The sequence below is a fragment of the Shewanella sp. Arc9-LZ genome, from assembly GCF_010092445.1.
Classification (GTDB): Bacteria; Pseudomonadota; Gammaproteobacteria; order Enterobacterales; family Shewanellaceae; genus Shewanella.
On record NZ_CP048031.1, the window covers coordinates 2,148,006 to 2,160,888 of the forward strand.

Below are 12,883 nucleotides of genomic sequence, written 5' to 3' on the forward strand. Positions count from 1 at the left end.
GTACAGTTTTGCCGACAATATTATGCATACGTATTCAACGTTATTAGTGGCGAATTAGCGGCTCGATTTTACAATTACGAAACAACTTAAGGATACTATTTATACAAGTTAACCTATTGTATTCATAGTTTTTTTATTGTTTCCAGTAAGTGCGTTAGGTCAATTAATTCTTTGCATACGTATGCAGGTGTATTGAACCTGATTTCCTTATTCACGTATCCTCGGGGTAATGAAAAACAACAGCGAGCTGTTACCCAGCCGCAACATCAAGGTAACTCACAGGTAATTTTGGGGTTAGCTTAATTCTAAGGGGAAGCAATGGATCAGGTAACCTGGTGGCGCGGTGGAGTGGTATATCAAATCTATCCACGCAGTTTAATGGATTCTAATGGTGACGGTGTTGGCGACTTACAGGGCATCATTGCTAAACTTGATTATATTGCCAGTTTAAACGTTGATGCTATTTGGATTTCGCCTTTTTTCAAATCACCGATGAAAGACTTTGGTTACGACATTAGTGATTATCTTGAAATAGACCCACTGTTTGGCACCATGGCCGACTTTGATCAACTTATTGAGAAAGCCCATCAATTAAATATAAAAGTGGTGATTGACCAAGTACTCAGTCACACCTCAGATCAGCATGATTGGTTCGAGCAAAGTCGTCAAAGCCGTGATAAAGATAAAGCAGACTGGTACGTGTGGGCCGATCCTAAAGATGATGGCAGTGCGCCAAACAATTGGCTCGCTATTTTTGGCGGTTGTGCATGGGAATGGGAACCACGCCGTCAGCAATACTATTTGCATAATTTTCTTAAAAGTCAGCCAGATTTGAATTTCCATTGTCCGCAGGTTCGTCAAGCTGTGCTGGATAATGTTGAATTTTGGCTTAAAAAAGGCGTTGATGGTTTCCGTCTCGATGCGATTACATTCTGTTATCACGATGAACAATTACGCGATAACCCCGCTAAACCAAAAGATAAGCGTCAAGGCCGTGGCTTCAGTGAAGATAACCCGTATGCTTACCAATACCATTACTACAATAATACTCGTCCACAAACCGTTGGCTTTATTGAAGAGTTACGCGCATTAATTAATCGTTACCCTGGCGCGGTTACCTTAGGTGAAGTGTCATCTGAAGATTCACTTGCCACGATGGCAGAATACACTCAAGGCGATGACCGTTTACACATGGCCTACAGTTTTGAGTTGTTAACCGATGATTTTAGCGCGGCTTATATTCGCCAAACTGTTGAAGAACTGGAAGCCAGTATTGGTGATGGTTGGCCATGTTGGGCTATCGGCAATCATGATGTGAAGCGGGTTGCATCACGCTGGGGTAAAGATAGTGTTAACCCAACGATGGTGAAAATGCTCAATGCGATGTTGTTTTCATTACGCGGCAGTGTGTGTAGTTATCAGGGTGAAGAATTAGGCTTAACGGAAGCACCGATTGAGTTTAATCAATTACAAGACCCCTTCGGCATAGCATTTTGGCCGATGTTTAAAGGCCGTGATGGATGTCGCACGCCAATGCCTTGGGTAAAAGAAGCACCTAATGCAGGTTTTAGTGACGCAACACCTTGGCTACCAATAGATCCGTTACACAATAATAGTGCCGTAGATGTACAAGAAGCCGATCAAGATTCGATACTGAACAGTTATCGTCATTTTTTACAGTGGCGTAAACAGCAACATATCCTGATTGAAGGTGATATTCAGTTTATTGATAGCCATCCTGATGTATTAGCGTTCATCCGCAGTCAAGATCAACAACGGATGCTAGTTCTGTTTAACTTGTCAGCAATGCAACAAACCTTTGACCTAAAAGCGTTACGTTTATCTTCGACCTTAGATGGACATGGGTTACTCAGTGGCATGCAAGATAAACAGCATCCTGCGACTATCGTATTACCAAGTTATGCCAGTTTTTATGGCTTGCTTGCTAAGTAGAGTGACTAAGCTGAAATACGACAGTATTTCAGCTTTTTTGATCTATTAGTTTTCAGTAGAGAGACAATATAAAAATTAATGTATCAAACTTCAAATGCTATACGGCCGCCATTATAAATTTATAAAACAGCGACATAATAATTAACAAGAAGAGACCACACTATGGCTTCATCAATGCAAAGTACTCAACAAACAACAGTGACCGGAGGCAGCGGTAGTTATCGCTTTGCACTTGTGTCATTAACTTCACTGTTTTTCATGTGGGGATTTATTACCTGTTTAAATGATATTCTAATTCCACATTTAAAAGCGGTGTTCTCGCTTAATTACACCGAAGCGATGTTGATTCAATTTTGTTTCTTTGGGGCGTACTTTTTAGTCTCATTACCAGCAGGTAAGTTAGTCAAAAAATTAGGTTATCAAAAAGGCATCGTCACTGGGCTTGTTATTGCTTGTATCGGGTGTTTGTTATTTTATCCTGCTGCAGCGTTTGCAACGTATGGATTATTCCTTGGTGCACTGTTTGTATTGGCGTCTGGGATCACCATTTTACAAGTGGCGGCAAACCCTTATGTCAATGCGTTAGGCAGCGTTGAAACCGCATCAAGTCGTTTAAACCTAACTCAAGCATTTAATGCATTAGGCACGACAGTTGCTCCATTCTTTGGTGCTGTATTGATATTATCTGTTGCATCTGGCGCAATAGATGGCTTAAGCCAAGCGCAATCAGAAGCAGAAGTGGTTAAGCTTCCATACCTTATTTTGGCTGCAATGTTAGGCTTACTCGCGTTAATTTTTTCAAAACTCAATTTACCTACCATTGCTGAACACAGCGATGATTCAGCGACTGGCGTGATAACGCATAATGGCAAAACAAGTGCCTTACAAAGCATCCATTTGGTGTTAGGTGCTGTAGGTATTTTTGTCTATGTTGGTGCTGAAGTGTCTATTGGTAGTTTTTTAGTTAACTTTTTAGGCGAAGAGCAAGTTGCCGGTTTACAAGAAGCAGAAGCCGCTAAATATATCACCTACTATTGGGGCGGGGCGATGATAGGCCGTTTTGTCGGTTCGGTTATTATGCAAAAAATTCCAGCAGGTACTTTGTTAGCCTTTAATGCCTTTGTTGCCGCTGCACTGGTGTTAGTGGCAATGAACAGTACTGGCGCAGTGGCCATGTGGTCTATCTTGGCAGTTGGATTGTTTAATTCGATTATGTTCCCAACTATCTTTAGCTTAGCACTCCGAGATTTAGGCCCACACACCTCACAAGGCAGTGGCATATTATGTTTAGCCATTGTTGGCGGCGCAATTGTACCGTTATTACAGGGTGTGATGGCCGATAGTATGGGCTTACAAGTGGCGTTTATTTTACCGGTTGTGTGTTACGCGTTTATTTTATTCTATGGTGCTAAAGGCTCAAGAATGTAATCTCGTTTTGATTGCAGGTCATTAGTATTAACCATCAGCGGCTTTCGGGTCGCTTTTTTAATGCGTTGCATTAGTGAACATAACATCATGCAGTTATGAATGGGGACGGGTTAGCTTCAAGGTATTAAGGTCGGTTGCTGCTACAAAATGTTATTCACAGAAAACCTATAAAGGTAGAATAATTGGCTATTTTATGCTGTCAAAGTGAGGAGTAAAGCCTGATATGGCCTTGCTATCAACAGCTTTAATCCCTATGATCAGCACGTTTTTAAATTGATCGTTATATTAGATAGAGAGCCCCCATGTTGACTTATCCGTTGTCAGGCAGTTCATCAGAGTTAGTCTTAAATGTACTAACTATGGTGTTAACCCGAGGAAAACCATTAGATAGAGCTTATTCAGAGCATTTTTCTGGTTTAACGCTTAACCCATCAGAGCAAGCGCGGATCACGCAAGTCACCGGCGATATTTTACGTCGTTTAAACTTATATTGTTTTCTGGTTGATATTAAACCAGAAGAATTTGATCGTTTAGGGTCAAAACTACTCAACGGTTGGCATGTATTTCACGGCTTAGATTTACCTAAAATGCAGTATTCATTGCAACTAGAGCAAGCAGCATTTGAGGCGAATCTAGAACAAGCCAAAACTGATCCTGTATTATGGGATGGTTGTCCTGAGTGGCTAAATGAGCTTGGTCAGGCACAACTTGGTGATAAGTGGCCTGCTGAACGTGCGGCACTGGCTGAACAACCAAAACGCTATTTACGCGTTAATGAACTGAAATGTAATCGCGACGCCCTTATTGAAAGGCTTAAAAAAGAAGGCGTAACGGCAATAGAAGTAAGCGATGTAGCTTCTGCTATTGAGGTCACATCAGACTCAGCATTATTTCGCACCGATGCATTTAAAGACGGTTGGTTTGAACAGCAAGACGCGGGTTCACAGTTAGTTGCCAATGCTGTGGATGCAAAACCAGGTATGCGTGTTGTTGATGCTTGTGCTGGCGCAGGCGGTAAAACCTTGCACATCGCGGCACAAATGCAAGGTAAGGGCCGTTTGCTCGCGATGGATGTTGAACAATGGAAACTGGATAATCTTAAAACTCGCGCTAAACGTGCAGGTGCTCATAATGTTGAAACACGGATTATTGCCAGTTCGAAAACCATTAAGCGTTTAAAATTAACCGCTGACCGTGTGCTATTAGATGTACCTTGTTCTGGACTTGGTGTGCTAAAACGCAATCCAGATTCAAAATGGCGTGATACTCCAGAGCGTTTGCCTGTGTTGGTTGAATTGCAGAAACATATTTTGCAAAGCTACAGCCGTATGGTTAAAGTCGGCGGAATATTAATCTATGCGACTTGTTCAATCATGCCAGAAGAAAATCGCGATCAAATTGATGCATTTCTTGCAGACAATCCACAGTTTACGCTTATTGAAGATGAAAACATCTTAGTTTCAGAACGCGGCTTCGATGGTTTCTATCTTGCAAAGATGGAACGCATTAGCGAATAATTATTCAAATAATACCCATTTTTATATTCATTAAATTGATGGTGAGTAACATAAAAACAGTGCATTTATTTGCACTGTTTTTATTTATGGATAAATTTTGCTCGTTAAACTGAGTGTTTTGAATTAATTTACGTTAAGACATTGATTAAGTTCTCACAAATGCATAATCTTATTCATATTAGAAATATCTATTTTTAAGCATTCGCCGTAATAATGGAGCGTTATGGATATAGGACCGCATATCAATAAATTCATAGAAGATACAGACCAACATGATTTTCGTGAATCGAGTATCGAGCGATACAGTACAATACTCGATATGGTATTGCAGGGCCTACCATTAGGCGAAATGCTTCATGCCTTAGTATTATTGATAGAAGCACAAAAAATTGGTACTCGTGCATCAGTGCTTTTATTGAGTGATGACGGTAAACGGTTATTCTCGGGTGCGGCTCCAAATCTTCCTGAAGAATATAACAATGCGATTAACGGCATCGAGATTGGCGTTGATGTGGGTTCTTGTGGCGCCGCCGCATATACTTGTGAAAGAGTCATTGTTGAAGACATTGAACATCATCCTAATTGGAAAGACTTTAAAGCATTACCTTTAAAAGCCGGACTAAAATCGTGTTGGTCTGAACCGATAAAAGACAGTAATCAAAAAGTACTGGGCACTTTTGCCATGTACTATGACACGATTAAATCGCCGTCCAAGCAAGATTTTCACCTAATACAAGAAGCGGCACGTTTGGCCAGTTTAGCCATTGAACGAAGCCGCGGAATGCATATTCAACGGTTAAGTAGCAAGATTTTTAACAGTTTGCCTATTGCGTTAGTTATCACCAGTGAAGATAACTCGGTGTTATCAGCCAATCCCATTTTTAAATCCTTAACGTCTACCTATTACGCCAATCTTAAATTATTTGATGTTCATCGTTTTTTGAGTCACTCCCAACAAGATGTAGTAGCAGATTTATTTGAGCATTTAAAGCGCGGACACCCTTGGCAAGGGGAGTTAAAAGGTCTTAAAACCGACAATGATATTATTGATATCTCGCTTAATGTGACCGTTATTCGGGATAGTTTTACGCAACAGAATTGTTTTGCATGGTTAATTACCGATATTTCCGCCCGTAAAAACGCTGAAAAAATGATTAACTTTCAATCCAACTACGATCAACTTACCGGATTGTCGAACCGTAAATACTTGTTTGAAAGTCTACAAGCTATGATCGATTCAGAAGACAGCGTAAACGGTTGCAAGCAAGACTTTAGCTTGATGCTGATGGACATCGACCATTTTAAACAAATTAACGATACCCTCGGACATGATAACGGTGATCTTGTATTGAAATTTGTCGCACAGCGCTTACTGAGTGCCATTCCTGATAATGTCCTTATTGCGCGTATTGCGGCCGATGAATTTGCATTAGTTTTACCGGGTAAAATGTGTACCGAGTCATTAATTAGTCTTTTTGATGATCTAACGGATGAGTTGAAAAAGCTTTTTATTGTTGGCGGTCAAGATGTCATGTTATCCATGAGTACTGGCCTTGCTCGTTATCCACACGATGCTGATAATGTGGAACAAATATTAAATTGCGCCACGCAAGCTATGTACAACGCAAAATCTCGAGGCCGTAATTGTCTGCAGTTCTTTAATCAGCAGATCCAAAAAGATGCAGAAAGACATGCAGAATTGTACTTACACCTTAAGTCTGCATTGAGCCAGAATGAATTTGAACTGTATTATCAACCCATTGTGAATCCGTTTAGTGGCCAAATCATTAAAGCTGAAGTGTTATTGCGCTGGATACATGATGGTCAATTTATTTCGCCAGATGAGTTTATTCCTATTGCAGAAGAGTCTGGTTTAATTGTTCAAATCGGTGAGTGGGTGAGAACACAAGCAATAACCAGTATCATCGCATTGCAGAAAAGTGGTTATGCCATTCCATTTTCAATTAATGTGTCGACGATTGAATTTTGGACGACCGATCTACAACAACGATTTTTACGCTATTTTGATGACATTTCAAAGTTGTTAGGTGGCAGCCAGATCCCGTATCAGCTGATCACTTTAGAAATCACCGAATCATTAATGATGAAACAACAATCATCGATTAGCCAATTATTAACAGAACTTCGGCATCGTGGAATGAAAATTTCAGTGGATGATTTTGGTACTGGCTATTCATCTTTATCTTATTTGGCAAACTTCCCAGTGGATCAAGTTAAAATTGATAAATCCTTCATCCAGAAAATTTCATTGGGTGCGCGACATGAAGCGTTGATTGAAGCTATTGTCAGTATGAGCCGAGCATTAGATCTGTCAATTGTCGCTGAAGGTGTCGAAACTGAAGTTGAATTAGATTTTATCAAAAAACAGAATATTGAAGCGGTGCAAGGGTATTATTTTTATAAACCTATGCCTAAAGCTGACTTCTTTGCATTATTGGCGAAACAATCTCGTATCTTTTGATATAAGTGTTTGATATAAGTGTTTGATATCAGTGTTTGATATTCGCGCTTAATAAACATAAAAAATGCCGCATTTATTAATGCGGCATTTTTATTGAATAAAGTTAATTCAATGACTTACTCATTCAAGCAAGCATGCTTTTTGGTTCAGTGAACTCAAGGTTCAACGCTTCTGCCACTTCTTTACAGACGACTTTACCGTGCATTACGTTTAAGCCATTTAATAAATGTTTGTCATTTAATAATGCTTGTTTGTAACCTTGATTAGCTAGCTTGATGATGTAAGGTAGTGTTGCATTGTTTAATGCAAACGTAGAAGTACGCGCTACTGCACCTGGCATGTTAGCCACACAGTAATGTACTACGTCATCAACAATGTAAGTTGGGTCTTGGTGAGTGGTAGCGTGCGATGTTTCAACACAACCACCTTGGTCAATAGCAACGTCAACAATTGCACTGCCTGGTTTCATGCGCTTAACCATGTCACGAGTGATTAATTTTGGCGCTGCAGCACCTGGAACTAATACACCGCCAATAACAAGATCAGCTTCTAATACGTGACGCTCAATAGCATCAGCTGTTGAGTAAATAGCTTTAACCGCTGAACCAAACTGAACGTTTAGACGACGTAATGCATCGATGCTGCGATCTAAAACAACAACATCAGCACCCATACCAACAGCCATTTGCGCTGCGTTTGTACCAACCATACCGCCACCAATGATGACCACTTTAGCTGGCTCAACACCTGGAACACCACCAAGCAACATACCACGGCCGCCTAATGATTTTTCAAGTGCGCGAGCTCCTGCTTGGATTGACATGCGGCCAGCCACTTCTGACATTGGTGCTAGTAATGGTAATCCGCCGCGGTCATCTGTTACGGTTTCGTAAGCAATACAAACAGCGCCACTGGTGATTAATTCTTCAGTTTGCGGCAAATCTGGTGCAAGGTGCAAATAAGTGAATAAAATCTGGTCGTGACGTAACATTGCACGTTCAACTGCTTGTGGCTCTTTAACTTTTACAATCATGTCTGACTTAGCAAACACTTCAGCTGCTGTAGCTAAAATCGAGGCGCCCGCATCCATATAGTCTTGATCGGTAAAACCAATACCCACACCCGCATCTGATTGAACATAAACAACGTGACCTTTTATGGTTAATTCACGTACGCTTGAAGGAACCATGCCTACACGGTATTCGTGGTTTTTGATTTCTGTTGGAACACCAATAATCATTATTTGAGCCTCGATTGACATAAAAAACCCCACTTCAAGTGGGTATAGTTGTTATTAATTGTGACCTGAACGTGCTTATTTCAGGTGACTCTAGTATAGTGCTGCTTTAGCAGATTATGTTGCTGAATTTCGATAATTAATAGGCAGAAGTGTTGTTTTAAGGACAAAACAAGGTTGAATATATGGCAAATAGCAAAAGCTTTTCAGTGAAAGATTTAGACCGCATTGATCGTAATATCTTAAATGAACTTCAACAGGATGGTCGCATATCAAATGTTGAACTATCTAAACGAGTCGGCTTAAGTCCTACACCGTGTTTAGAAAGAGTAAAAAGGCTTGAGAAACAAGGTTTTATCAGCGGTTATACTGCGTTAGTTAATCCACACTTCCTCGGCGCTTCTTTATTAGTCTTTGTTGAGATCACTCTAAATCGTGACACTCCAGACATTTTTGACCGCTTTAACCGTGCTGTACAATTGCTTGATGACATCCAAGAATGCCATTTGGTCTCTGGTGATTTTGACTACTTATTAAAGACTAGGGTGTCAGATATGTCTGCATATCGGCGATTATTAGGTGAAACCTTACTGAAACTGCCATCCATTTCAGATACTCGTACTTATGTAGTGATGGAGGAGGTTAAACAAACCAATAAGGTTGCGTTATACAACCTAGGGTAATCTCGCTAACTTAATCGCCTATCCCGTTTTTAGAGCCGGAATGATGAATTATAGGTGACTGTTGTTGCCTATGTTCATCTTTTTCGCTAACTAAACATTTTTTGTATATAAAATCATCATCTTGACTACCATCATCAATGCTTTTATGTTTCTTGATTAATTCGACATAACAATCGATTGAGCTTGATTAATTCAAGGTGCATAATCACTGCAAATACAGTGATATTCTGTTATCTTAACCCTTATTTTTCACTTTTTTATGGATGCTTTCGTTTGACTCAGGAAAATAGTCTTAAAACACTCAGTGGCCTACAAAGGCTACTTGAAGGTGGTCTTATATTATGTTGCATGGTTGCAACCTATATTCTATTGGCATTATCCAGTTTCAATCCAAGTGACCCTGGCTGGAGTCAGTCGCATTTCCAAGGTGAGATACACAACTGGACTGGTGCAGTCGGTGCTTGGACAGCAGATGTGCTGTTTTATTTCTTCGGGTTCATCGCTTTTTTAATTCCCATGATTATAGCCACAACCGGTTGGTTTATTTTTAATCGCGCGCATCGAGTGTTCGAAATAGATTATTTTTCTGTTGGCCTAAGAATTATTGGTTTTATTCTGATGTTGCTGGCGTTAGCTGCGCTGGTCAGTATGAATGCCGAGAATATGTTTGTGTTTTCAGCCGGTGGTGTTGCAGGTGACGTTATTGGTCAAGCCATGTTGCCGTATTTTAATAAGCTCGGCACCACATTACTATTAATGTGTTTTATTGGTGCAGGCTTCACCTTAGCGACAGGCGTGAGTTGGTTAACCATTATTGAGTTAACGGGTTTAGGTTCTATCTGGTTAGCTAAGAAAATATGGACATTGCCACGATTATTTAAACGTGAACGTGAGACCGAAGATACCAAAGGTTTTATGTCATTAGTGGATAAGTTTACCCAACGCCGTAATGAAATTGATCTACAAAATGAACCCTCACTGGATAAGCCAAGCAAATCGGCAGTCAAAGTGCCAATTCATATTAAGCCAGCAATAGAGACGCCACCTATTGTTGAGAAAAAACGCAGTTTCTTTAGCCGCAAGGCTAAACCTGCTGAAGATATTAACGTATCAGACAATGATGACGATGAATTTGATATAGATGATCGCCAAGAACCGTCGATGCAACTCGATAATGACGACACATCTTTTGCACCTTGGGTCGCGACTAAAGATGATGTCGATTTTGATATTGATGACGACAATGATGATGGCGTTAATGATAGCCCTGCAATTAATAATCTAGATATCGCAGATGAACCTTTTGAGGAAGCATTTAATAAGCCTCATTCAACAGGGGCATTAGTCGCTCAGCAAAAGCCGAAAAAAGATGTCCGAATTGTGGATGGCGTTGTGGTAATTGATGGCCAAACCCCTCAACAAGCGCGTCAAAAAATGGATCCGCTACCGAGCATTACCTTACTTGATGTTCCAGATCGTAAGAAAAACCCCATAAGTGAAGCTGAATTACAGCAAGTTGCTCGATTGGTTGAAACAAAACTGGCCGACTTTAACATTATCGCCAATGTAGTAGGGGTGTATCCTGGACCTGTGATTACTCGTTTTGAACTTGAATTAGCTCCAGGGGTTAAAGCGTCTAAAATCACCAACTTATCGAAAGATTTAGCCCGTTCATTATTATCTGAAAACGTGCGTGTAGTTGAAGTTATTCCAGGTAAAGCTTATGTAGGCCTAGAATTACCGAACAAGTTCCGTGAAACCGTGTTTATGCGCGATGTACTCGATTCTGCCGCGTTTAAAGACAGCAAATCGACATTGTCTATGGTGTTAGGACAAGACATTGCCGGTGAGCCTGTGGTCGTTGATTTAGGCAAAATGCCGCATTTATTAGTTGCTGGTACAACGGGTTCTGGTAAATCGGTCGGTGTGAATGCGATGATCACCAGTTTGTTGTATAAATCGGGCCCAGATGATGTCCGCTTTATTATGATTGACCCTAAGATGCTCGAATTGTCGGTGTATGAAGGTATTCCACATTTATTGTGTGAAGTGGTTACCGACATGAAAGAAGCAGCCAATGCACTGCGATGGTGTGTAGGTGAAATGGAACGCCGATATAAATTAATGTCGGCATTAGGTGTGCGTAACCTTAAAGGCTACAACTTTAAAATTAAAGAAGCAGCCGCCAAAGGGGAGTACATTCCCGATCCATTATGGAAGTCTTCTGAAAGCATGCTAGACGATGCGCCACCATTAGAAAAACTGCCTTCTATTGTGGTGGTCGTCGATGAATTTGCTGACATGATCATGATTGTTGGTAAGAAAGTAGAAGAACTCATTGCCCGTATCGCGCAAAAAGCGCGTGCGGCAGGTATTCACTTAATATTAGCGACACAGCGTCCATCGGTTGATGTGATCACTGGCTTGATTAAAGCTAACATTCCAACCCGTATTGCGTTCCAAGTGTCGTCACGAATTGACTCTCGTACCATTCTTGATCAACAGGGCGCAGAAACCCTATTAGGCATGGGTGATATGCTGTATTTACCTCCAGGAACCGGTTTGCCAAATCGTGTTCATGGGGCGTTTATTGATGATCATGAAGTGCATAAAGTCGTAGCCGATTGGTGTGCTCGTGGTAAGCCACAATATATTGAAGAAATTCTTAATGGTGCTACAGATGGTGAACAAGTACTGTTACCCGGTGAAACCTCCGATAGCGAAGAAGAGTTGGATGCGTTATATGATGACGCGGTAGCATTTGTTACCGAAACTCGCCGCGGCTCCATATCTAGCGTACAACGTAAATTTAAAATTGGTTACAATCGCGCCGCCCGCATTATTGAAATGATGGAAAGCCAAGGTATTGTGACAGCCCAAGGCCACAATGGTAATCGTGAAGTGTTGGCTCCGCCACCACCGAGGAATTAATGATGAATAAACGTATTACAGTGTTAAGCCTATTATTAGCCACAAGTTTAAGCAGCGTTGCCGCAACGGCCGATGACGCAACCGAATTACGCGCTAAGCTATCTAATATAGACAGCTTACATGCGACATTTACCCAACAAGTGACTGACATTAACAGTAAGCCTATTCAAACTGGAAGCGGGGTGTTTGCACTTGCGTATCCGAATCAATTTTACTGGCATTTAACTCAGCCAGACGAATCATTAATTGTGGCAGATGGCGCTAACTTGTGGATTTATAATCCTTTTGCGGAAGAAGTGACTGTGATGGATGTTGCTCAAGCCGTTGATGCATCTCCTATGGCCTTGTTAGTGCATCGAGACGAAGCCACATGGGCTAAGTATTCGGTCATTAAGCGTGCCGTAAGCGGAAAATCAAGCTGTTTTGATATTCAACCTAAAAAACTTAACAGCAATGTCGTTGCCGTGAGTGTGTGTTTTGAAGCGAGCCAGTTAGTTAAATTTAACTTGACTGACGAGCAAGGCAACCTCAGTCAATTTGCGTTAACTCAGCAACGTAAAGTAAAAGATAACGAGACAAACATTTTTAAGTTTGCCGTACCTGATAACGTTGATATTGACGATCAACGTTTAAAGCAAACAAACTAGGTTGT

General features: G+C 40.9%; 8 protein-coding genes. 7 read left to right on the forward strand and 1 reads right to left on the reverse strand.

Annotated elements, in window-relative coordinates; translation table 11 throughout:
- Window positions 1–318: 318 nt before the first annotated feature.
- From GUY17_RS09305 to GUY17_RS09320, 4 genes are all read left to right on the forward strand, one after another.
- Window positions 319–1,953 (forward strand): alpha-glucosidase family protein, encoded by a 1,635-nt coding sequence (locus GUY17_RS09305; RefSeq protein ID WP_162022958.1) that lies wholly within the window; start codon window positions 319–321, stop codon window positions 1,951–1,953.
- 162 nt (window positions 1,954–2,115) lie between these two features.
- On the forward strand, window positions 2,116–3,381 hold the full coding sequence (locus GUY17_RS09310) for a sugar MFS transporter (RefSeq protein WP_162022959.1): 1,266 nt from the start codon (window positions 2,116–2,118) through the stop codon (window positions 3,379–3,381).
- A 302-nt stretch (window positions 3,382–3,683) separates the two neighbouring features.
- Window positions 3,684–4,898, forward strand: a complete 1,215-nt coding sequence (locus GUY17_RS09315; RefSeq protein WP_059746707.1) for an RsmB/NOP family class I SAM-dependent RNA methyltransferase — start codon at window positions 3,684–3,686, stop codon at window positions 4,896–4,898.
- 223 nt (window positions 4,899–5,121) lie between these two features.
- The gene (locus tag GUY17_RS09320; RefSeq protein ID WP_162022960.1) at window positions 5,122–7,380 is read left to right on the forward strand and encodes a GGDEF domain-containing protein; all 2,259 of its coding nucleotides are present in this window, start codon (window positions 5,122–5,124) and stop codon (window positions 7,378–7,380) included.
- A 124-nt stretch (window positions 7,381–7,504) separates the two neighbouring features.
- On the opposite strand, the gene ald is transcribed toward GUY17_RS09320, so the two are convergent.
- A complete protein-coding gene (gene ald, locus GUY17_RS09325) occupies window positions 7,505–8,620 on the reverse strand; it encodes an alanine dehydrogenase (protein ID WP_101087653.1) in 1,116 nt (371 codons plus the stop codon).
- 182 nt (window positions 8,621–8,802) lie between these two features.
- On the opposite strand from ald, the gene lrp reads away from it, so the two are divergent.
- The 3 genes from lrp to lolA all read left to right on the forward strand — a co-directional run bounded on the left by lrp (window position 8,803) and on the right by lolA (window position 12,878).
- Entirely contained in the window at window positions 8,803–9,300 is a 498-nt protein-coding gene (lrp, locus tag GUY17_RS09330; protein ID WP_101087629.1) for a leucine-responsive transcriptional regulator Lrp, read from the forward strand.
- A gap of 273 nt (window positions 9,301–9,573) precedes the next feature.
- Window positions 9,574–12,231, forward strand: a complete 2,658-nt coding sequence (locus GUY17_RS09335) for a DNA translocase FtsK (RefSeq protein WP_162022961.1) — start codon at window positions 9,574–9,576, stop codon at window positions 12,229–12,231.
- Window positions 12,232–12,233: 2 nt separating this feature from the next.
- On the forward strand, window positions 12,234–12,878 hold the full coding sequence (gene lolA, locus GUY17_RS09340; RefSeq protein ID WP_162024330.1) for an outer membrane lipoprotein chaperone LolA: 645 nt from the start codon (window positions 12,234–12,236) through the stop codon (window positions 12,876–12,878).
- The last annotated feature ends 5 nt before the right edge of the window (window positions 12,879–12,883 follow it).